Source organism: Lysobacter terrae (genome assembly GCF_054782215.1).
Map to the genome: position 1 here is coordinate 118175 of NZ_BAAGSX010000012.1, position 21863 is coordinate 140037.

Sequence of the window (21863 nt, forward strand, 5' to 3'; positions counted from 1 at the left end):
GCCTCCGTTGCATTCACATCGTACAAGCAATAGGAACCTTCAGGGGATGGACGACGTAAGTCCGGAGCAAATTCAGAAGGCCGTCCTCGCCCAGTCTGGGGTCCGGGTCAAGCTTGGCGTTCCGGTCGCCCTCATTGCGATTCTCGTCAATGCGTGGTCGCAATCTGGTGGTGCGCATGCGTCACAAGCGGGCCTGCTGACCGCCTACATCCTGTACGCCATCGTTACCTTCATCGTGTCGCGCCACCCCGGGCCTCTTTCGTGGCGCGACATTGCCGTAGGCACGGCCATCCTCGATCCGGTCATCCTTTCGGCGTGGCTGTTCGTCGAAGGCGAATCCGCCATCCTGTTGATGGGCTTCTATCTGTTCACGATCCTTGGATTCGGGTTCCGGATCGGCCCGAACATCATGCGCGTGTGCCAGGGCATATCCATCCTCGGGTTCGCCTGGGTCCTGATCGAATCTCCGTTCTGGCGCAGCCATCCGTTCTTCGGGCTATCGCACCTGATCCTCTTGCTGGCCGTGCCGATGTACGCCGGTTCGCTGATGCGCGACCTGCGCGACGCCAAAGCCCTGGCCGAGCACGAGAGCAAGGCAAAGACGCAGCTCCTGGCCAACGTCAGCCACGAGCTGCGTACCCCGCTGACCGGCATCGTGTCGGCCGCCCTGCTTCTGGAGGGACACGTCAAGCCTTCCGAAAGCAAGCTGGTCCAGTCGATCCTGCAGCTCTCCGGCAACCTCGATACCGAGATCAGCCAGCTTCTCGATCTGTCGAAGCAGGGGGTGCAGCCCGCCGCTGGTCCGCCGGTACCGTTCGAGCTGAACACCGTTATCGGCAACGTGCTCACGGCACTGGGGGAAACCGCTACGGCAAAGGGAATCCGATTCTGCGTGATCATTGACGAACGTATCGTGCGGCCCGTCCTGGGGCATCCCCACGAGCTGACCAGTGTACTGATGAACCTGGCAGGCAATGCCGTCAAGTTCACTCACGAGGGCAGCGTTACGCTCGAGATCAAGTTGCGGGCCGGCAACGACCGCAGCTATGCCCTGTGGTTTGGCGTAACCGACACCGGCATAGGCATCGCCCCGGAACATCAGACGAAGCTGTTCGATCCGTTCTATCGCGTCGAGACGGGCGACCGGCGGCAGTACCGCGGGACCGGCCTTGGCACCACCATCGCCCGCGAGCACGTGCGTCGGATGGGAGGCGATCTGCAGTTGTCCAGCACGATCGGCAAGGGGAGCCAGTTCTGGTTCGAAGTAGAGATGCCCATCGCAAAAGCGGTGGCGCCACTATCGGAGCAGCCCTTCGCACCGGTGCTTTCGCCCAAGCGGATTCTGGTGGCCGACGACAATGCGCTGAACCTGGAACTGCTGCAGAAAATGCTGGCGAAGGACGGCCACGTGGTTTCCGTTGCGCACGGCGGCAACGAAGCGCTGCAGCAGCTTGCGACGTCGCCGTTCGACGTCGTCATGCTGGATTTCAACATGGACGACCTGGACGGCCTGACCGTCTTCCAAACGTACTGCTTCGGCCGCATCAATCCCGCGCCGACCTTCTTCGTCACGGCGGATACCTCGAGCGCGACGGCCTCCAAACTCAACAAGGCCGGCGCCGCGGGCGTCGTCTACAAGCCACTCACGTTCGAGAAGCTGCGTGGCGCGCTGGCTTCCGTGTTCCCGGACGAGGCCGGCGCCGAAGCGAGGTACGACGCCACGGTCGAACGCGCCTCGGTCAAGCTTGCAGCGGTACCTGTCGAGTACGTCGACATGGCCATCCTGGAGACCCTGCGCGAGATCAAGGACGATCCGAAGTTCATCCACTCCATCATCGGCGACGGAATCTCCGACATCAGCACGCTGTTGCAGGAGCTTGCTTCCGCGATTGCGGCCAAGGACCTGCGTTCGGTCCACCACCAGGCGCATGCGTTGCGAGGCGTCGGACTCAATATCGGCGCGGCCAGGCTAGGCGCTCAATGCGAGCGCCTGATGTCCCTGACCGGCAGTCAGCTCAACGCGTCCCATGAAAAGCTGCGCATCGACCTCGCCGCTACGGGCGAGGCAACACTGGATGCACTGGAACAGCTTCGCTTGCCCTTCGCCGGTGCCAGCCTCTCGGCCTGACGCCGGCCTCAGGCGGCCAACGATCGGCTTGCGGAAGGTTCGTTCTTTTGCATGAGCATGAGCATTTCCATGGTGCGAACTTCTTCCACGCTGAGGCTCATAGCCGTTTCGACCCAGTCGTCCACGACGGTGCAGCCTTCCTTGTAGTTCAGGGAGGAATGCCGGTAGCGGCTCTGCTGCACCTTGAACAAGGCCTTCTGCCGGCGGGTGTGCTCATCGATGTACCGCTCGACGGCCCGCTCGCCGCAGCCGTCGTCGCAGAGCTCGTCGATCAGGCCCATCTCATGCAGCTCTGCCGCCGAATAGATCTTCTTGTTGGTCATCATCCTCTCGGCCTGCCTTGCACCCACCCTGCTCGCCAACAGACCCATCGCGCCCGTGCACGGGAACAGTCCGAACATGATTTCCGGGAAGCCGAACGAGCTGCTCTGCTCCGCGATCACATAGTCGGTGCTCAACACCATCTCGAATCCACCGCCCAGGGCGCGTCCCTGCACGAGGGCGATCGAGGTGTTGTGGCCCTTCAGCTTGGTGGCCCAGGAATACATCAGGTTGAGGCACTTCATGGAATAGTCGTGCAGGCGCTTCGCATCTCGCGCCTCGATGCACGTGCGGAAGAAGCGAAGGTCGCCGCCTACGCTGAAGTATTCCGGATGCGAGGACTGCAGAACCGTATAGCGCGGCGCATTCGCTACCGGCGCCTTGGCACCGACCGGATAGAGCGAGTCCAGGACATCCTGAAACTCATCGACCAGGGACCAGGTGAAATTCTGCAAACCGGTTTCCGCGTCCGGATCGAAGCGGACCCACAGAGCTTCCGAAGCCAATTGCCGCAGCTCGGTTACGACGCGTCTGCTGAAACGGGCATGGGGAAGGGCAAGAACGGAGGAAGCATCGGGGTACGACGGCAAAGCGCTCATGGGGACTCCTCGTTGAATTAGGCGTGGTTACATGGGGCTGCGCCGGCTGCCTAGCACCAGTGCAGCGTTTGTTCCACCAAACCCGCAAGAGAAGCTCACTGCCACATCGATCTCGCAATTTTCGCGCGGACGTTCCCCTACGTGGTTCAGGCTACAACGCTCATCGACGACGCCCATGTTGCCGCTGGCGGGCAACAGGGATTCGTTGATGGCTACAACGGTGATCAAACACTCCAACGCGCTGGTCGCGCCGAGGAGGTGACCGTGTACCGACTTGGTCGAGCTGACCGCTGCCGAGTCTTCGGACGCACCGAATACCTCCCGGATAGCAGTCGCCTCGATGACATCACCACCGTCCGTGGCCGTTGCATGTGCGTTTACGTATTGAACGTCGGAGGCCTCGACGCCTGCGCTCGCCAGTGCCTGGTGCAGGCATCGGATCTGGCCCTGGCTCTCCGGCATGCCGATGTGGTGCGCATCGCAGGAGACGCCGTAACCGCGGACATAGCCGTAGTGCTTTGCGGCGCCGCGACGCTGTGCGCTTTCTTCGGCTTCGAGCACGAGAAAGGCCGCGCCCTCGCCCAGGACCAGGCCGGAGCGATCGCGTGAAAAAGGTTTGCAGGTCCGGGAAGGATCGTCCGGATCGGCCTTGGACAATGCCCGAGTGCCATCGAACACGCCGATCAACGCGGCAGTAAGCGGCGCCTCCGCGCCACCGACCACGGCCACATCGAGATATCCGTCGGCGATCGCGCGCATCGCCTCGCCGATGGCGACACCGGACGATGCACACGCACTCGCATGCGTGACTACCGGTCCGAAGATCTTGTTGCGTATGGCGACCTGCGCCGCGCCACTGTTTGACATGATCGACATGGCACTGAACGGGCGGGCCTTATGTTTCCCTTGCACAAGAAGGTCTTCGTACCAGTTCTGCGCTGAAACGACGCCGCCGTTGACATTGCCGTAGTACAGGCCAGCACGTGGTCCGTAGGCCTCAAACGATCCTAGCCCCGCATCGTCGATGGCTTGGCGCGCGGCGACGATCGCCATCTCGTGGCAGCGGTCGAGGAACGGCTGCTCGAGTCTCGTAAAGAGATTGGAAAAAGCCCCTTCGACAACCCCGGCCGGATACGTGCCCGGGAGCTTCGGCACCTCCAACAGCCTGATGCCGGACTTGCCCGTGCGCAGCGCCTTGGTCAGTTCGGGCACGGAAAGGCCCAGAGGGGACAAAACGCCCATCCCCGTTATTGCAACGCGTCGCTTCAGCACGGCAGCCCCCCTGTGGAGCTTACGCAGTAGTGCGGTCCCAGCTCTGCTCCGTCCCGAGCCCGGCCCTCAATGGTCAGACCTCACAGTAGGCGCCGCCTTCCGCATTTGGCAACTGACCTACCCTATTTTTCCGTGACCGCCACCCGGGTACACGACCATGGGTGGGGTGCAAGTGCCTCGTCCGGCTAGGGACCAAACGACGTTTGCGGGGCGCGCGGCGTCAGGCGCGTGGCCATTGGCACTACGTGCGTTCGCGCACCTCATTGTCGACCTTCGGGCTGCCGCCAACCTCCAGCAAGGTGAGCAATGCGCTGAAGTTGATCGGCGAGTGAAAGAAATGATCCGCACCGGCCTGCTTGACGACGGCCCCGACCCGTTGCCCGTCGCCCGCAGAGTAGACAACCAGTTTTGCGTCCTCGCTCATCAGGGCGCGCACATCGGAAACGTAGCTTGGTCCCTTCGCCGGGGGCATCGTCAGGTTGAGGATGACCGCGTCAAAACGGCTCGCCAGCAGCAGGTCGTTGAGCTCCGCTGCCGTCGCGGCCTGGTAGACCCGGTACCCGTGGTGTGTGAGCAACGCCGCCACGAGTACTCGGGCCGATGGCAAATCGTCTGCGACGATTACTTTGCGTGCGGGTTGTATATCGATGCGCTGGTCCATGCGCTTTCATGCTGGCATGGCAAAAGCGTGTTGGGTCGGCTCGGCGTGGAGAACGGGGTGTTCGCTATTTCGCAACGCGAAGCGACTAACTGGAAAGATTGTTCGCGCCAAAAATGCATGCGGCCGCCCAGAGGCGGCCGCATGCGTGACCTCTCGGCCGGATCAGTAGGTCACGGCCTTGGCGGCATTGACGAGGCCACCGCCATAGGCGTCGTCGTTGCCTGGCTTGCCCAGATCATCCGCCGACGCGCGCAGGATGCGCTCGACTTCCGCCGGCGCCATTTCGCCGCCGTGCTTGCCGATGATCAGCGCGGCAACACCGGCGACGTGCGGTGCGGCCATGCTGGTGCCGCCGCTGAAGAAGTATTGGCTGCGGCCATCGGCGGTCATGCCGCCTGCCGCCAGCACCATGTCGAACGAATAGCACGGATACGTGAATCCGCTTACGGTGCACGACGCCGAGCCCTGTGCCGTGCCGTACAGCGGCGTATCACCACCGGGCGCGGCAAGCGCGATGACCGACCGACCATAGTTGGAATAGCTGGCCAGATGATCGAGATTGCCGGCGGGATTGATCGCCCAGCCGACCGGCGTGGTCGCGGAGACCGCCAGCACGCCTGGCAGTTCCGCCGGAATCTCCCGAAAATCGACGCGACGGCATCGGCCCTGTGAGCAGACGATCACGCTCTGATCGAGATTGGCCGCGTTATTGCCCGCCGCTACGATGGTGATGGCGTTGTTCTTGCGGGCGTACCGCACCGCGCGCCTGAACGCATGGATCTGGGGTCGGAGTCCGCGGTAGCTCGCGGAATAAATGCCCAGGCTCATATTGATCACGTCGGCCCCGTGATCGGCGGCATAGACGATGCCTTGAATGACGTTGCTGAGGTATCCGCTACCGTCCCGCGCGGACATCACCTTCACTGCGAGTATCTTCGCTTCCGGCGCAACGCCGATCGTGCCCGCACCGTTGTCCGCTGCGGCGATGATGCCGGCGACGTGCGTGCCGTGGTTGAAGCGATTGAGCGGGATCTCGCACACCCCTTCGCCAGACACAAACGACGTCGAGTCCGGCAGCAGGTTCGGCGCGATGTCTTCGTGCTGACAGGCCACGCCCGTGTCGAGCACCGCGACAATTGCGCCCTTGCCACGCTGGCCCTGGTTCCAGGCACCGGCGGCATCGATGGCCGCGTTTCCCCACTGCAGGCTGAAACGGGCGTCGCCGTCGCCGGACGGGGGAGGAGTGCCAACGGTGTCCTGCGCAGCCTGCACTTCCGGATCTTCGAGTTGAAGGTCGATATCGGCCTCGGCCGAGAGGATGCCCGGCACCATGGCGGCACGCGCGGCAAAGTTGCCGTCGCTGGATTCGACGAACGCCACACCGATCTGGGGCAGGCGGGCGGTGACGATACCGCCCGCCGCTTCGACCCTGCGCGCAAGCTGCCGATCGAAGGACAGACGCTTGGCGCTGACGACATAAGTTGCCGCCTGTGCCGAAGCACCAAAGCCAATACTGCTGATGGCCAAAATGCAGGCCAGTGAACGTATGCTCATGATGGGTCCCCATTAGAATTCTTGTCGACAGGCGACGGACGTCCCCTTGAGGCCCGTCGCTGTTCCATTTCTAATCGGTGACCGCCTCGCGCGGCATCGTCAATCTTTGTGAGGCGTCTTTCCTTTCACAGGAATACCGCGCTCGCCGCCTGCTTCTCGAACGTCACCGTGACCGTGCGTCCTATCGCGCGCGTGCGGTGCACGGCGCCGGCCGGCACCAGCAGGCACTGCCAGGGCGTCAGCCTGGCCTGGGTGCCGTCCTCGAAATCGATCTCGAGCTCGCCGGCCGCCACCAGGAAAAGCTCGTCGGAATCCGGATGGTGATGCCAGCGGTATTCCCCCTCGAACACGGAGAGCCGCACACAGTCGCCATTGACGTCGAGTAGCACCTGATTCCGATACGTCTGCGTGACGGCTGCCTGTTCTTGTTGCACGTCCACCACCGTGAGGGCGGGAAAGCGCGCCTTCTCGGCCGAGTATTCTTCAGCGGTTGGGAATTCGACGTTCATCGTAGGGACCTTGTGGGGGTTGCGCTGCGGGCCTACCGGCAGCGGCGATCCAGTCTGCGCGCGACCGGGCGGCGCGGGCGCCGGCCTGCGAAACGCAGCATTCCGACCGGCGTCCCGGCGTTCACGGCGTAAGAAGGGTCACTGCAGGCATCCTGCGCACCTGGAGAAGGCCTGTTCGTTGTTTCCAACGCGGATGCAGGGGCTGACCATGAGCCATCGCCACGGCGCACTTATCCGTACCATCTTCCACGACCCGGTCAGCGCCAACATCCATTGGCGTGAAGTGGAATCGCTGCTGCACCACCTGGGCGCGGAAGTCGAAACCCTGACCGGCAATCGCATCCGCTTTCGCATCAAGCAGGTGGAAGCGGTGCTGCATCGCCCGCATCAGGGCACGGCTCTGGACCGCAATGCCGTGCGCAGCCTGCGCGGCTACCTGGCCAGTGCCGGGGTGACGCCGTCTTTGTACGAGCAACGCGGCGACGAGCCGGATCACTGACTCCCCGCGACGTCCCGCGGCATGCCGAGCCAGCGCCCGGCACGTTCACGCGCCCGATGCAGTCGCGCCGCTAGCGTCGCCCCCGTTCAGCAACCGTGCCCCGCCCCCGGCTGGCCCCGCCAAGCCGATCACGAGGAGAGTCCCGATGACCCTGACGCTCGTATTCCCTCGCGGCGAGCATCCGCAAGTGCGGCTGGATCCCGGCGTCGCCTGCATCGGCTCGGACCCCGCTGCACAGATCGTGCTCAAACACCCTGGCGTGCGACCGCAGCACGGCCAGCTGCGTGTGAGCGATATCGGGGTGATGCTCGACGTCCCGCACGGAACGCCGGTCGAAGTGAACGGACGCCGCGTCGACGGTTTGATCGCGCTGCGTCCCGGCGACAGCGTGGCCTTCGATCAAGTGCGCGCACGGGTGGCGGCAGCCGATGGCACGGACTGCGCACGCGCGTGCGGCGGCGCAGCGGCGCCGGTGGTTCGCGCGGCACCGGGCGCGACCTGCGTCCACGCGACGCTGCCCGCGTTCGTGCTGCGCGGCGTGACCGGCGGCGCATTCGGCCGCAGCTACGCCCTGGCGCGCGCGCTCACGGTCGGCCGTTCGCCCGAGTGCGACATCCACGTCGATGCCCCCGGTCTCTCGCGCCTGCACGCGCGTCTGATACCCGCGGGCGACGGCGTGCTCGTCGAAGATTTGGCGTCGACCAATGGCACTTTCGTCAACGACCACCGCGTGCGCCACTACACGCTGCACATCGGCGACGAAATCCGCTTCGACCAGGTGCGGTTCCGCCTTGCCGGCAGTGGCACCAACAACGGCGCCAACAGGGGCGAAGACATACGTGCCGTTCGCACTGCCGAAGCCGTACCGGAACTCCGCCGCCCCTGGGCCGCAACGGTAGCGATCGGCGGCATGGTGCTTGCGCTAGCGGCACTGGGTGCCGGTTATCTGCTGTAGGTGCTTGAGGTCCAGCTTCCTTTCAATCAGCAGGCGGCTACCCGACGATCTCGCGTTTGCGTTGCGTCGGCGTCGCCCAACAGCCGCCAGTTCATCCGCGGATAGGTGCCTAGCTGCCGCCCCAGCGCGCCGGTGATGAGCGTCAGCCGCTCGACGGTGCGCGCATGCTTCAGCGGGCCTGCGTCCAGGTAGCGGAATGGCGTGCCCTGCGCGAGGTCCATCAAGGCCTGCTTCGCCACGGCATCATCGCCTACCACCAGCACATCGCTGCGTTGGCCTTCGAGCACCGGCGCGTCGAAGACTTCCCAGAACACGTTCTTGAACGCCCCGACCACGCGGGCCTTGTAGAAGCGCTGCTGCAGCTGTTCGGCGCCGCTGGTGTACCAGGGCAGGATGAAATCGCTGTAGTCATCATTGAACGGGTTGGCGATATCGATCAGCAGCTTGCCGTCCAGCAGCGGCCGGTGCGCTTCAAGCAGATCGAACAAACCGTCGCGGATGAACACCGCCGGCAGCACCGCGTTCGCTGCCAGCGCCTGCTCATAGGAACCCGCCGCCAGGTTGGGCATGCCGAGTTCTTCGACGATGCCGCGGGCGCGTTCGGGCGTGCGAGAACCGAGCAGCACACGCCGCCCGGCGCGGGCGAACATGGCCGCCAGGCGCACGCCCATGCGGCCGGTGCCGAGCACGCCCAAGTCGAAGCCGGCGGCTGACGGGAAGAGTGCGGAAGCGTTCATAAGCCAGGCTCGCGAAGGAATCTGAGCGCAGGCTAGACATGCCCTGCCGGCCCGGCAAACGAGATTTACGCACGCACCTCGTAAGCGTTGCTAATGCTTAAGACGCCCGCAGTGCCTCTTCGAACAGCCAATCGCGCACCGCTTTCACCGCGGCGCGCTCCGCAGCCGCCGGCGGCATGATCACGAAGTAGGCGCAACGCGTCGTCTCGGCTTCGGCGAAGGGCTGCGCCAGCCGGCCGGCGCGCAGATCCGCCTGCACCAGCGCACTGCGCGCGAGCAACACACCGAGCCCTTCGATCGCCGCCTGGATCGCCAGCAGCGACGAGTTCATGCGCAAGTCGCGTGCGCTGTCCGGCGTGGCCAGGCCGCGCGCCTGAAACCAGGTGCGCCAGTCCGGATAGCTCGGGTCGAAATCGATCGTGCGGTCGTGAATCAGCGGCAGCTTCAGCAAATCCGCGGGCGTCATCGGCCGATCTTTCGGCAGCAGCGCCGGGCTGCATACCGGGATCAGCGATTCCTCCAGCCAGCGTTCGCACAGCAGGCCGGGGTAACCGCCAAGGCCAAGACGGATGCCCAGATCCACGCCTTCGCTGGCGAAATCCACCAGGCGGCCCGTGGTGTCCAAGCGCAGTTCGATATCCGGATGCGCAGCCTGGAAGCGCTCGATGCGCGGCAACAGCCACTTCGCCGCCAGCGACGGCATCACCGTCAGCACCACCGCGCGCGTGGCATCGGCGCCGCGCAGTCGGTTGAAGCCACGCGCGAGCTGCGACAAGCCATCGCGGATATCTGCATAGGCATCCAGGGCCGCCGGAGTAGGCGTGACGCCCGTCTTGCCGCGCACGAACAACGACAGCCCGAGGTAGTCCTCCAGCGCCTTGACGTGCTGGCTGATCGCCGAAGGCGTCACGCTGAGTTCGTCGGCCGCGGCGACGAAGCTTTGGTGCCGCGCCGCGGCTTCGAAAGCGCGCAGCGCGTTGAGGTGCACCAATCGTGATGGCTTCGCGGACTCGGGCATGCGCTCTACCTTACGGAATCCACCGCGCCGCCGCACGCGCGGCCCGCCACGCCAGGGGACGCAGCAGATAGGCCGCGACGATCGCCGCCGGGCAGGCGATACCCCACGCACGCAGCCAGCGCAGCAACAAGGCCGCATCGATGCCGGTATTGATCGCCGTGACCACCAACGCCACGAACGCGGACATGCCGATGGCGAGGAAGGCCGGCAGCCAGCGTTGTGCGCGTTGGTCGACAGGGTCGGTCATGGCGATGATGACTCAAGGACGAGCGCGGCCATTCTGGCGCATTCGTTAGCGACGCGAACAGAACCGGCCTTTTGTCACACGGCACGCGCGATGACCGTTGCCGCGATGCCAAGAAAAGAGGCCAGCTGCGCAAAGAAGAAAGAGAACCTGACGGTAACCATCCGGTCCGTCTGCACGGTGGAGATGTGCACGACGGACTGAACCACGCGTGCCGCGAGCACGATGCCGGCCATGATGTCCGTGGCCGGGGTCGAGATCCCGCTCGCATGCAGGGCGAACACCACGACGGCGAATAGCGGCAGGTTCTCGACGCAGTTCGCGTGGGCGCGCATCGCCCGCTGATACCACGCAGCACCCTGGGTCGCATCGGCGGGGAAGGCGGCCATGCCGGCCCGGCCGGTGAAGACTCGGCTCAAGCGATAGACGCCGATGGTGCAGATCAACACCAGCGCGGTCCAGATGGCGAACCCTAGCAACATCAAAAGGGGAAATGACATGGCACGCCTCCTGGTTTGCGGGTACGCCGATCACTGCGTGACGATCACGACCTCCAGGTACTCCGCCGGCACCACCAGCGAATCGCAACCACCGACATTGCGTTGTTCGAGCAGGTCGATGATGGCGGCCTCGAGTTCGCGCTGCCCGCCCGCATCGAGCGCGGCGAATGCCTTGTGCGTCGGCCCATAGAATTCGCGAAAGATCTGCAGCCAGTGCTCGGCCGAGGCGTAGCGGAAATTGAACAGCTTGCGTTCGCAGCGGATGTCGGTGGAGTGGCGCCCGAACAGGCGCACGATGTGCGGCTCCGTGCCCCACAGGGCGGGAGAAGCAAGACCCGCCGGCGGTGGCAGTTGCCGGCCGATGAGCTTGAACAACTGACCGACGAAACCTTCGGGCGTCCAGTTGGCCAGGCCGATGCGGCCTCCATGGCGCACGACGCGCAGCATTTCGTCGGCGGGGCGCTGGTGGTCGGGGGTAAACATCGCGCCGAAGGTGGACAGCGCCACATCGAAGCTGCCATCGCGATAAGGCAAGGCCTCGGCGTCGGCCACTTCGAACGTGACCCGCAATCCCTCGGCGCTGGCGCGTGCGGCGCCTTTTTCCAGCAGCGACGAAACGTAGTCGGTGGACGTAACCTGGGCAAAGCGACGTGCCGCCGCGAGGGTGGCATTGCCGTTGCCGGCGGCGACATCCAGCACGCGTTCACCGGCGCGGATATCGACGGCCTCGGCCAGGGTTTCACCGACGATCTGCAATGTCGTACCGATCACTGCGAAATCGCCGCTCGCCCAAGTGGCCTGCTGCTTGGTCTTGATGGCGGCGAAATCGGGCTCGGCCGAAGGTGCCTGCTCGGGTAGGTCTCTTGCCAGCGACATGGCGCTCTCCGGTACGGTGCGGGGGTGCAGTCATTGTCTGCAGCCCCACGGCGCGCGGCTTGTCCGAAACTCCGGGCGGTTCTTCCCTATGTCCGGCAATCGATTCCGGGCATACCTGCGGCTGTGGCGCTTCTGCCAGAATCGGTACGGCGTGATCGATCCTGGCAGGCAGCGTATGAGCCACGACACCCTCTCCGACGTACTGCGCACGGTGCGACTGCGCAGCGCACTCTTCTACGACCTGGCTTGCGCGGGGAAGTGGCTGGCCGAAGCGCCGGCTTCCACCGACATCGCCGGCGCCGTGATGTCCGACGTCGATCAGGTGATCCCGTACCACGTGGTCACCGCGGGCGAATGCTGGCTCGCCGTGCACGGCGAACAGCCGCTGCGACTGCGGCGCGGCGACATCGTCATCCTGCCGCAGGGCGACCCGCATGTAGTGTCGAGCGCACCAGGACTGCGGCCGGAGCCGAACGTCGACTGGTTCCAGGAAATGAAACTGCACAAGCGGCCGTTCCGGCTTGCCCAGGATGGGGTCGCAACAACACCGGCGCAGGAGGCGTGCGCACTGGCACCCGGCGCCGACTACGAGACGGACACTTCCCTGGTCTGCGGTTTCATCGGCTGCGACAAGCGCCCGTTCAATCCCCTGCTCGCGACGCTGCCGCGGTTGCTGCACCTGCCGGCCGCCGCGGGCAGCGCGTGGGGCGCGCAATTCGCGCAACTGGCGGCGACGGTCTCCGGCAGTCCACGTCCCGGCAGCGAGGTGCTGCTCGAACGCATGAGCGAAATGATGTTCGTCGACGCCGTGACCCGTCACATCGACAGCATGCCCGAGCAGTCCACCGGCTGGCTGGCAGGATTGCGCGACCGCTTCGTCGGCCGCGCCCTGGCGCTGATGCACGAAAACCCCACCGCCGCGTGGAGCATCGACGAGCTCAGCAATCAGGTGGGCCTGTCGCGTTCGGCCTTGCACGAGCGCTTCGTCGAACTCATCGCGCAACCGCCGATGCAATACCTGACGCAGTGGCGCATGCAGCTAGCGTCGCGAATGCTGCTGGAGAGCCAGGCCAGCGTGCTGTCGATCGCGCTCAAGACCGGTTACGAATCCGAGGCCGCCTTTGGCCGCGCCTTCAAGCGACTGGTCGGCATGCCGCCCGCTGCGTGGCGGCGCAAGCAAGGGCGGTTGCCCGCGCCCTGAGCGGCGCGCCGCCTGAAAACCGCGGATTTTCGGGCAAACGCGGCGGACGACGGGTGGAGTGCGCATGGCAAGCGCTCTCCAACAATGGCGACTCCCCCGTCGCACAGGAATTCCCCGTGAACGCTGTTGCCATCGACCACACCGACCGCACCGCCGATTCCAGCCGCTACGCCAAAGTCATCGAAGTCTCCAAGCGCGTCCGCTGGGACATCGATCGCGATGTCATCCGCAATCGCCAGTTCGACTTCGACAACAAGTTCCTGCCGGACGGACTGAGCCGGCTCGATCGTTCGATCCTCAAGAGCGACGACGAGCGCCGCCTGATGAGCCAAATCCAGGGCCGCAGCTACGCCAACATCTTCGGACTGGTGGAGCGCTTCATCAATGCCAAGGTGCTGGAGTTGAGCCGCGGCCACTGGCTGGGCGATCAGGTGGCGCTGGAAGCGCTGATCCGCTTCAGCGACGAAGAGCTTAAGCACCAGGAACTATTCCGCCGCATCGAAACGATGATCGCCGCCGCCATGCCCGCCGGTTACACCAGTGCGGCCGATCCGAATGCGGTCGCGCAGTTCGTGCTGGGCAAGAGCACTTGGGCGGTGTTGGCCCTGACCTGCCACATCGAGCTGTTCACCCAGGCGCACTATCGTCAGAGCATCGAGCCGGATGCGTCGCTGTCGGAGCTGTACAAGGACGTGTTCCTGTTCCATTGGCGCGAGGAATCGCAGCACGCAATCCTCGACGAGCTGGAATGGCGCCGCATCGACGCCCAGCTCACGCCGCAGGAGCGCGACGCCGCGGTGGACGACCTGATCGCGCTGGTTGCCGGCGTCGACGGCATCCTGCAGGCGCAGGCGCGCGCCGATGTCGACTACTTCTGCCGGATCGTGCCCCGCTCGCAGAGCGCCGCAGAACAGGATCTGCTCACGGCGCAGACGCTGGCCGCCTACCGCTGGCAGTACATCGTGTCCGGCGTACAGGAACCGCGCTTCCAGAAAACACTGGGCGACCTGGTGACCCCGACGCAGATGCAGCGCATCGGTGCCGCGCTGGCCCCGCTGGTGGGGGCGTCGTAACGGAATTCCGACATTTCGGCAGGCGGAGGGTTCATCTCCGCCTGCGCACTCACGATCCGCACACGCAGGAAAGAGATTGAATAGGCGTCGGGAGGTCCAAGTCCCGGCAACGGCCCATGCACCGCCCCACCCCTTACGCCTCTCAGACGCTTTCTGGAGACCCGTTATGAACATCAAGTTGACCGTGCTCCTGGTTGCTTCGGTCCTCGCTCTGTCGGCCTGCAAGAACGAAACGCAGACCGCCCAGAACGAAGCCGCGGAAGCCAAGGCCGCCGCCGATCAAGCCGGTCAGTCGGCGGCCGATGCCGCTCGCGCCACCGGCGAAGCCGCCCAACAGGGCGCAGAAGCCGCCGCTGCCGCCACCGGCGAAGCCGCCGCCGAAACGGGTGCTGCCGTCGAGCAGACCGCCGACGCCGCGAAGGCCGCCGCCGCCGAAGCCACCGCGAAGGCGGCCGACGCTACTGCGACAGCTGCGCAGAAGACCGCCGATGCAGCACAGGACGTCGCGAACAAGGCCGACAAGGCGGCCGAAGAAACCAAGAAGCCGTAATTCAATCTGCAGCTGACATGCGAAGGCCCGCGCGAAGCGGGCCTTCTTTTTTGCGCGACTTGCGGGGCCAGCTATCTGATTAAGGCGCCACCCCATAGCCCGCATAACGCTCACGCACGCCCGGCTCCAGCGACAGCGCCCGGTCGATATCGGCCTGAGCGCCGGACTCGCTCAGTGCGCGCTTCGCCAAGCCGCGAATGTAATAGGACGACGCCCCGTTCGGATTTCCCTGGATCGACGCGTCATAGCTCGCAATGGCCTCGCGGTATTCGCCACGCCGGTAGTACACGAAGCCACGCGTGTTCAACGTATTGGCAGGTTCGGCGCCGCCCGCCTTTACGCCGGCATTGCAGTCGGCCAGAGCCGCGTCCAGATCGATGTTCAGTACGGCGCGGGACCAGCAGCGACCATTCAGAGCGGACGCGTTGTTCGGCTGCAGCACCAGCGCGCGATCGAAGTCGGGAATCGCACGCGCGAACTCGCCCTTGTCCTGCAGCGCCTTGCCGCGATTGGTCAACGAATCCACCAGGGAGGGATCGCCATCGATGGAAATCGTGAAGTCCGCGATGGCCGCGTCGAGATCGCCCTTCCGCCCGCGTGCCACGCCGCGCATGGCATAGACCTGCGCGTCGCCCGGCAGCAATTGCAGCGCGTCATTCAGATCGGCGATCGCCTTGTCCTGCTCGCCCAGTTCCGAATAGGCCACGGCACGATTCGCACGGACTCTTCCCAGATCGGGCCCGTCCACCTTGCCCGACTGAATCAGCTCCGAACACGCGGCAACCGCCCGCGCGGGCTCGTCCGCGCCGCCGCAGGCCTCGAATTTGGCGGACCTGCTGCCGTTGGCAGTGCAGCCTGCAGCCATGAGAACGATCAGACCCAACGCGTTGCGAACGTACACAAAATCTCCTTCCATAAAATCAGGCGTGCGAATCAGTGTTACCGCGGCCGCATGCCCCGCGTCGGCAGCGACAGCACACTCGGATAATCCACCGCCTGACGGATCTGCGCCATCACCGCCTGGCAGGTCTGTGCGCGCATCGCGGCGTCCTGGATCGAGTCGTAGAACGTGTTGGCTTCGTCGAAGCCCGTCTGGAACTCCGCCGCGATGTCCACCTGCTGCCCCGCGGGCAGCGTCGCGTTCGCTTGGCGCGCTTCGGTCTCGAACTTGGTCTTGTGCCGCGCCAGCAACGCTTTGTCGAAGCCGCAGCGTGTGCCGAACTGATTACTCATGCCCGTCGCCCGGGCGATTTCCGTGACGGCCTCGCCCATCCCGCCGTTGGCGGCGGATGCGGAGAGTGGGAGGAGCAGCAGGGCGAGCGGCAGGTATTTCATCGGGGTCCTTCTCCAGAAAGAGTCATCCAAAAATCGACCATACCAGCGAAAGGCCGAACAGTGACCAGCCCGCAAACTCTCCGAGCTTGGCAAACGCGCGGTAGTGCCTTTCGTTGTTGCGGCGGTCGTAGTGGTCGAGCACTACCGAAAGCATGACCAGGCACGCGCAGGTCATGGCCCCATACATGATCCAGGCCGGCGTGTCGTGCAGATGCACGCCGCGGCGCTTGCCTGGAAGGTAGAGGTCGTTGACCCAGACGCCGTAGCCGCCGTAGGCGAACAACACCAGCGACAACAGCGCATGGATAACACGCTGGTTGAGCGGGATCTGATTAGGGATGTAGCGGCCGTACTGATCAAACCTCGGCTGCGGCTCGAGCTCCTCCACCTCAACCGCCGGGGCGGGCGGCTGCGTGTCCGGGATCGCCAAGGCGCGCGAGGTCAACCGCTCATAGGCGGAACGCAAGTTCGCATAGTTCTTGGGATACCGGTGCCGGTCGATCCCCGCCAGAGCTTCTTCCAGCTCCAACAGGGCGTACCTGGAATAGTCGATATCACCGTCGCGCATGGCCTGCGACATGACGCCCTACTCCTCTCCCTTCGGAGTGAGGAAGAGGACATTGAAACCAGGGACCGCCACGACTATTGCAAAAAGAGAAAGCGATAGCAGCGCCGGGGCATGCGGATTGAGCCCAAGGAGCCTCGCCAGGAATAGCAACGCGAAAATGCCGTTGATCACCCGCGCAACGACACAGAACACCCCGCCTTCGATCGCCAGCTTGGAAAGCAGCGCGAAGGCAATCGGGATAAGCAGGAAAAGGACCGAACCGAATGGGATGTGCTTGTAGATGGCGGTCGCAACGACAACCACGACCACAGCCCAGTTGACGGCGGCAACCCAATCCTTCGGCTGCGCGGTTTTGCGCTGCATGACCATGCGGGTCGGAAGCGGCGGCGGCGCCGGCACCGGTGTGCTGTTTACGGGCGAAGAGTGAGAGTTGTAGGGATCCGTCATATCGATCAGCGCCCCGGATCCTGCATGAAACACCCCACCGCGCTGTACCAGTACAGCACCTGCTTTTGCGGCTTCAGCGCCGCATCCTTGAACGTCAGGCGGCACTGCAGTTCGGTCTGCTCGCCGGCCATGCCCGCGACGGTGGTGCTGGCCGGGACGGTGTCGCCGACCACGCACTGTTCCGACATCGTCGTGTTGGTCCGGGTACCCGCCGGGTCTACGGTGACTTGCGTGAAGGTGTAGCCGAACGCGTTGTCCTTCACCAACGGGAAGGGCTGTCCCTCCACGGCGTCGATGGAGATGGTACTGATCGCGTATTTGCTCGTGCCATAGACGCTGCGCGATTGCAGGGTCGAACTCAGCGGCAGCATGCCCGCCCAGGTGGTGCCGCCGAAGCTAGTAGTGATGGAAGCATCCTGTCCGGCCGTCGACTCGCTGCTCAGCTGGCACAGGTTGTCCCCGGGTGCGCGCTGGACCTTGGCGGTGGTGGCGAGCGGCACCGTGCCGACGGTGCGACGGCCCGAGCGCTCCGCACTCGCGCCCGTACCCGCGGGAATCCGGAAGAACTTGTCGCTGGCAATGCGCCGCATCAACGCGTCGTCGCCCGGTTGCGCCGTTGCTGCCGGCGCCGCCGTGCCTGCCGTCGGCCCGCCGGCGGCGGGCACCGCACTCGCAGAACGTCCACCGCTCAGGCGCCGGGCTTCCAGGCGTGCGATCGGCGCATGCCGTCCCTGCGGAAAGGCGGCCAGATATTCCTCGTAATCCGCGGCTTGTCCGCTGTTGCTGATACGGCGCCAGAAATCGGCTTCGACGTCATCCGTCGCGCCCGCTCCGGTGGCCGGGGCAATGGCAGGCAACTGCGGCCGCACCGACGCCGACACGGCAGGCGCTGCCAATGCCGGGCCCGGCACCCACGGCATCTCGATCTTCTTGATGCCGGAGAACGGAAAGGACTTGCGATAGTCGGCGAGGCTCTTGTCCGCCTCGGCCTGCGAATCGCTGGCGATGCACAGCGCCCCCGGTGCTACCCCGTAGCTCGCGGTCGCATTCTGAGCGAAGGCCTGCGCATAGCGGCCCAAGATTGCGAAATGCTCCCCGTTGTTCGCTGGCGGCAGCGTCGCGGCGAAGATCCCGCTCGTGACCATCTTGCGTGCATCGGCGTCGGTCGTGCGGCAATAGACGTACTGGTTCGCCGCCACTGCCGGCGCGGGCGCGGTCCGGGCGTAGGTCGCCGCGCTGGGCGTCCATTGCACGTCATGCCACTTGTAGACACGCACGCCGAACACGCGCTTGCCCATGATCGCGGCGATCTTCGCCCGCGTTTCCTCCGTCGTCTGGCGCGAGCCGACCAGGCACAGCTTGTTGCCCGCCCCGCCGAGCGTGGCGACATGGGCGTGGAACTCGCTCGCCAGCTCCAGCGCCATCGGCCCGGTGTTCGGCGGCGCCGGGAAGATCTGCGAGACCCAGATCTCGTGGCCGCCGGTGTCTTCGACCTGGCAATACGCGAATTGGTCGGACGCCCCGGCCTGGGCGTAGCTGGCCGCGGGCGAAAGACTCAGCAACGCAAGTACACAAAAAACGGCATGCCGCATGTTGATCCCCCCAACGGCCGGATCGGCCGTCCCCTGGAGGGATCATACAAAGGGCCGGGCGTCCTTACTTGACGACGACGTTCGTCCCTTGCGGCACGAGGTAGCACGCGGCCGCCTTCTTGCACGCGTCGGCTTGGATCTCGGCCAGCTGGCGGGCCAGGTACTGTTCGGGCGACAGGCCCATCTTGTTGCGGTAGGCGTTGTCGGCGTCGGCCTTGGCTTCCTGCTCCAGCTTGCGCTGCTGCTCGGCGATCGTGGCGGCGACCAGGGTCAGGTTGCGCTGCTGCTCGGCCGCGGTGTTGTTCATCTGCGCCAGCACGTTGTCGTTCGGCTTGGCCTTGCCCAGGTTGACCGCCATCACTTCCACGCGAATACCGGACGCCTTGACCAGCGCACGCAGCTGGTCGGTCACCTCTTGATCGACCTTCTCGGCGGCCACGGGGTCGGACATCATCTGCGCCATCTTCTCGGACTTCACCGCCTTGCGGACGATCGAGTTATAGGGCGACAGCACGTTGTTCTCCCACCACTCGGGACCAAAACGCTTCAGGGTGTCCGCCGCATCGACCACGCGCAGCTGCACGCTGGTGTCGAAGTCGAGCAGGATGTTGTCCATCGACGAGAGGTCTTGGAACGACACGTGCAGCGTCTTCGGCGCGGTGGTGACGTAGATGATCGTGGTGGACGGCCACGTCATGTCACGGCCTTCGGTCAGGACGCTGGGCCGGATGCCCTCATGGCCGAAGAGGTAGGGGCGATCCTGATAGACAGCGACGTCACCCGGCTCAGGCTGGGCGACGGTGCAACCGACGCTGAGGATGCTGATGCACAGCACAGTGGCGGGCAGCATGAAACGACGAGCAGAAAACTTCACTTGGTTTCTCTTGGGAAATGTGGGTGGTCCAGTGCTACTGGGGCTGGCCGCGATGCTATAGGGCTTTCCGTGCCGCCGCGACACGCCAATCCGACTTTTTTAGACACTCTTTCCACCGATCATAAATTTCGAGTCGGATACTTTTTGGCGCTCACTGCGCTTCCCGCGCCTTCTTTACTGCCATCTTTTCCGCCTCAATCACCCTTTGCAATTGTTCCTGGACCCGCAACGAACGCCAATCCGGCTCATCAATCATTCCTATTGCCGCCTCAAAATAGGTCCGCTGGGAAATCATTTCCTGTTTCTTCATCCTAGTTGAGCGGCCTCCAAGGCGCCTCAGCGAATCGACATACCACTTCTTCGCCTTATCGTCCTCACCAAGGACAATGAGCAGCGGCCCCGGGTCGGCAAACCATGATGGATTGTGCTCAAACCGCGAAAACTTTGCTTCCGCGTCCTTTTTAATTTTTTCTGAAGGGTGTTGGAGAAAGAGGGCTGTATAACTGCTGAAGATCAGCTGCCAATCAGGTTCATTGCATGCCTTGTCGGCATGCTCTATTGCCTGGGCGAAGCGTTGGTTTCGGTAGTCTTCGTAGGCTTGCTCGCTCGATCGGAGACAGCTTGGCTCCTGTGCTGGCCCGAGACTGACTTGCCGCCGACAAGAGGACTGGAGGCCGACCAGAATCGTCATTGTGAGCAGACATGCAATTCTCTTAGGGAAAGTCATGATTAGGCTCCTATGACTCACAGACTCGGCGGCGGCCGCCGGCGAAGGTCTCGCCGGTGGCGCAGGCCGCCGGCACCGTGTCGCAGCGGTAGTCGACGTTGAGGCTGCTGGTGGGATAGTGGACCGCGGTCAGCCGGCTGAGGGCGTCGTAGGCGTAGGTGGCCTACGCTTCCTCATCAGAAGGAGGCGGAGGCGGATATCGCTCAAAGCGCGCAGGATCGACAAGCGACCTCACAATCGCCACTTCATCATCCTTCCACCGCGCGCCACCTCCCTCTGCAGCAAACTTGGTGCAGCCATTGACGGAAAGCACCGCAAGAAAACGGAAGGATGCTTGAACACACAACGAAGTCGACGGGGACGTTCATTCATTCGGTGCACCCCAAGCTTTCTCGCGTCCTACATTTGGCACCGCGAAACAAATGGAACCTGACCCCTTTACGCCTTTACGCTCAAACCTCACGGAATGCCCTTGATTTCTGACTCTCTCTTCTGATGGCAATCAAAGAGTGTCTTGCAAACCTGATCAGTCAAAAACTGATCCTTAACTTTGAACTTGGCGAACTCAGATCGAAGAGCCTCGAGTTTGGTTATTTGGCCAAATCCGTGCCAGTTCAGAGTATCTACAGAGTCATTCTTGACTCTGGCAGCGAACTGCCTACCAAGCAAGATGTGAGCTCCATTGCCGCAAGTGCTGGCGGCAAAGACGTACCTCTCCCCGGCCTTGAAATTGCTAATAGCTTCTTGCTGGTGCAGATTGAGAATGACAACGCCTGCAACATCATTCCTTCGGTCAAAAATTTTCTCTACAACCGCCACCTCAATTGACAGCCTGGAACCAACCCTGTGTGCATCCTTGACGTCCCCAATAAAGAGTGCGTCAGCTTGGCTTTTGATGATGTCGCTAGTGACAGGGATTTCTCTCGCGAGTACTGGAGCGATCACAAGAACCAGGAACGCGAATAGAAATGGGGGCGCAAAAGCTTTCATGGCGATGGCACTCCACATGGGAAACACTTAGTTGCTACTTTGTCGATTGTGTCGAACGTTCCTTGCAAGTGGGGATAACCAACATTGTGCAGAAGCTCGTGGAAAATCGTTGCTTCGATGCATCCACACACGCTCGGATTCCATCCAGCCGGCTCAAGAGTTACCGACCAACCTCCTAACTCGCCCCTGCCACAATCTGCACCAGAAATTGAGCAATGAATACTGCTTGTCTTCAACTTCTCCCGCAGTTTCGGTACATCTTCACACTTCACGCACGAACGATCGCCGGCAGGGCAGTTCTTGTCACACTGCGCCAGCTTCTTCTCAATCTTTTGCTCTGCTTCTCGAATCCTCGCCGCGGACTTCGTGCAAGAGTTGCTCATGATAAGCAACCCCAAAGAATCAGTAGCTGTTAGCGGCATGCCCTTGACATACGAATAGCTGGACATGCCTCCCCACAGACCAATTGGATCGCTTTCGATATAGCGCCCAGAGCCCGGCTCATAGTCTCGTTTGTAGTTGTAGTTGACGCCACTCGCCGCATCATAACGTTGGCCCGGGAAGCGCTGATTGAACACCAGCTTTATGGTGTCGCCGTCCACATCCTCGATCGGCGCCGTGTTACCAAACGCC

The 21863-nt window shown here is 63.7% G+C and carries 25 protein-coding genes; 6 read left to right on the forward strand and 19 right to left on the reverse strand.

What is annotated here, in order from left to right:
* The first annotated feature begins 46 nt into the window (after window positions 1-46).
* Complete coding sequence (locus ACYVJ8_RS17415; RefSeq protein WP_460714793.1) at window positions 47-2128, forward strand: ATP-binding protein; 2082 nt, start codon at window positions 47-49, stop codon at window positions 2126-2128.
* An 8-nt stretch (window positions 2129-2136) separates the two neighbouring features.
* Here the strand turns inward: ACYVJ8_RS17415 and ACYVJ8_RS17420 are convergent, their stop codons facing one another.
* The 5 genes from ACYVJ8_RS17420 to ACYVJ8_RS17440 form a co-directional block, all read right to left on the reverse strand.
* Window positions 2137-3048, reverse strand: a complete 912-nt coding sequence (locus ACYVJ8_RS17420; RefSeq protein WP_460714795.1) for a crotonase/enoyl-CoA hydratase family protein — start codon at window positions 3046-3048, stop codon at window positions 2137-2139.
* 27 nt (window positions 3049-3075) lie between these two features.
* On the reverse strand, window positions 3076-4320 hold the full coding sequence (locus ACYVJ8_RS17425; protein WP_460714797.1) for a beta-ketoacyl-[acyl-carrier-protein] synthase family protein: 1245 nt from the start codon (window positions 4318-4320) through the stop codon (window positions 3076-3078).
* Between the two features lie 241 nt (window positions 4321-4561).
* Window positions 4562-4981, reverse strand: coding sequence for a response regulator (locus ACYVJ8_RS17430; RefSeq protein ID WP_460714799.1), 420 nt, complete (start codon window positions 4979-4981; stop codon window positions 4562-4564).
* Window positions 4982-5143: 162 nt separating this feature from the next.
* Complete coding sequence (locus ACYVJ8_RS17435) at window positions 5144-6535, reverse strand: S8 family serine peptidase (protein WP_460714801.1); 1392 nt, start codon at window positions 6533-6535, stop codon at window positions 5144-5146.
* Window positions 6536-6660: 125 nt separating this feature from the next.
* On the reverse strand, window positions 6661-7044 hold the full coding sequence (locus tag ACYVJ8_RS17440; RefSeq protein ID WP_460714803.1) for a cupin domain-containing protein: 384 nt from the start codon (window positions 7042-7044) through the stop codon (window positions 6661-6663).
* A 208-nt stretch (window positions 7045-7252) separates the two neighbouring features.
* Between ACYVJ8_RS17440 and ACYVJ8_RS17445 the strand changes: the two genes are divergently transcribed.
* Window positions 7253-7543: a type II toxin-antitoxin system HicA family toxin gene (locus ACYVJ8_RS17445; RefSeq protein ID WP_460714805.1), complete on the forward strand. Its 291-nt coding sequence runs from the start codon at window positions 7253-7255 to the stop codon at window positions 7541-7543.
* Window positions 7544-7688: 145 nt separating this feature from the next.
* On the forward strand, window positions 7689-8498 hold the full coding sequence (locus tag ACYVJ8_RS17450; RefSeq protein WP_460714807.1) for an FHA domain-containing protein: 810 nt from the start codon (window positions 7689-7691) through the stop codon (window positions 8496-8498).
* A gap of 26 nt (window positions 8499-8524) precedes the next feature.
* Here the strand turns inward: ACYVJ8_RS17450 and ACYVJ8_RS17455 are convergent, their stop codons facing one another.
* The 5 genes from ACYVJ8_RS17455 to ACYVJ8_RS17475 form a co-directional block, all read right to left on the reverse strand.
* Window positions 8525-9235 (reverse strand): NADPH-dependent F420 reductase, encoded by a 711-nt coding sequence (locus ACYVJ8_RS17455; protein ID WP_460714809.1) that lies wholly within the window; start codon window positions 9233-9235, stop codon window positions 8525-8527.
* 97 nt (window positions 9236-9332) lie between these two features.
* Window positions 9333-10253, reverse strand: coding sequence for a transcriptional regulator GcvA (gcvA, locus tag ACYVJ8_RS17460; RefSeq protein WP_460714811.1), 921 nt, complete (start codon window positions 10251-10253; stop codon window positions 9333-9335).
* Window positions 10254-10263: 10 nt separating this feature from the next.
* Entirely contained in the window at window positions 10264-10500 is a 237-nt protein-coding gene (locus ACYVJ8_RS17465; RefSeq protein WP_460714813.1) for a DUF2798 domain-containing protein, read from the reverse strand.
* A 74-nt stretch (window positions 10501-10574) separates the two neighbouring features.
* Entirely contained in the window at window positions 10575-10997 is a 423-nt protein-coding gene (locus ACYVJ8_RS17470) for an MAPEG family protein (protein ID WP_460714815.1), read from the reverse strand.
* Window positions 10998-11027: 30 nt separating this feature from the next.
* A complete protein-coding gene (locus ACYVJ8_RS17475) occupies window positions 11028-11873 on the reverse strand; it encodes a class I SAM-dependent methyltransferase (RefSeq protein WP_460714817.1) in 846 nt (281 codons plus the stop codon).
* 175 nt (window positions 11874-12048) lie between these two features.
* On the opposite strand from ACYVJ8_RS17475, the gene ACYVJ8_RS17480 reads away from it, so the two are divergent.
* From ACYVJ8_RS17480 to ACYVJ8_RS17490, 3 genes are all read left to right on the forward strand, one after another.
* A complete protein-coding gene (locus ACYVJ8_RS17480; RefSeq protein WP_460714819.1) occupies window positions 12049-13074 on the forward strand; it encodes an AraC family transcriptional regulator in 1026 nt (341 codons plus the stop codon).
* A gap of 116 nt (window positions 13075-13190) precedes the next feature.
* On the forward strand, window positions 13191-14147 hold the full coding sequence (locus ACYVJ8_RS17485; protein ID WP_460714821.1) for a hypothetical protein: 957 nt from the start codon (window positions 13191-13193) through the stop codon (window positions 14145-14147).
* A 166-nt stretch (window positions 14148-14313) separates the two neighbouring features.
* A complete protein-coding gene (locus tag ACYVJ8_RS17490; RefSeq protein ID WP_460714823.1) occupies window positions 14314-14697 on the forward strand; it encodes a hypothetical protein in 384 nt (127 codons plus the stop codon).
* Window positions 14698-14776: 79 nt separating this feature from the next.
* On the opposite strand, the gene ACYVJ8_RS17495 is transcribed toward ACYVJ8_RS17490, so the two are convergent.
* The 9 genes from ACYVJ8_RS17495 to ACYVJ8_RS17535 all read right to left on the reverse strand — a co-directional run.
* The gene (locus tag ACYVJ8_RS17495) at window positions 14777-15598 is read right to left on the reverse strand and encodes a tetratricopeptide repeat protein (protein ID WP_460714825.1); all 822 of its coding nucleotides are present in this window, start codon (window positions 15596-15598) and stop codon (window positions 14777-14779) included.
* Between the two features lie 38 nt (window positions 15599-15636).
* A complete protein-coding gene (locus tag ACYVJ8_RS17500) occupies window positions 15637-16032 on the reverse strand; it encodes a hypothetical protein (RefSeq protein ID WP_460714827.1) in 396 nt (131 codons plus the stop codon).
* Window positions 16033-16054: 22 nt separating this feature from the next.
* Window positions 16055-16612 carry a hypothetical protein gene (locus ACYVJ8_RS17505; RefSeq protein WP_460714829.1) on the reverse strand — a complete coding sequence of 186 codons (558 nt, stop codon included), beginning with the start codon at window positions 16610-16612 and terminating at the stop codon, window positions 16055-16057.
* 6 nt (window positions 16613-16618) lie between these two features.
* On the reverse strand, window positions 16619-17047 hold the full coding sequence (locus ACYVJ8_RS17510; RefSeq protein ID WP_460714830.1) for a hypothetical protein: 429 nt from the start codon (window positions 17045-17047) through the stop codon (window positions 16619-16621).
* Between the two features lie 5 nt (window positions 17048-17052).
* Window positions 17053-18639, reverse strand: a complete 1587-nt coding sequence (locus tag ACYVJ8_RS17515) for a hypothetical protein (RefSeq protein ID WP_460714832.1) — start codon at window positions 18637-18639, stop codon at window positions 17053-17055.
* A 64-nt stretch (window positions 18640-18703) separates the two neighbouring features.
* Window positions 18704-19474 (reverse strand): SPFH domain-containing protein, encoded by a 771-nt coding sequence (locus ACYVJ8_RS17520; RefSeq protein WP_460714844.1) that lies wholly within the window; start codon window positions 19472-19474, stop codon window positions 18704-18706.
* Between the two features lie 190 nt (window positions 19475-19664).
* The gene (locus ACYVJ8_RS17525; protein ID WP_460714834.1) at window positions 19665-20240 is read right to left on the reverse strand and encodes a hypothetical protein; all 576 of its coding nucleotides are present in this window, start codon (window positions 20238-20240) and stop codon (window positions 19665-19667) included.
* Window positions 20241-20699: 459 nt separating this feature from the next.
* Window positions 20700-21230 (reverse strand): hypothetical protein, encoded by a 531-nt coding sequence (locus ACYVJ8_RS17530; RefSeq protein WP_460714836.1) that lies wholly within the window; start codon window positions 21228-21230, stop codon window positions 20700-20702.
* A partial coding sequence (locus ACYVJ8_RS17535) for an RHS repeat domain-containing protein (protein ID WP_460714838.1) occupies window positions 21227-21863 on the reverse strand: 637 nt, incomplete at its 5' end. The genes ACYVJ8_RS17530 and ACYVJ8_RS17535, both read right to left, overlap by 4 nt.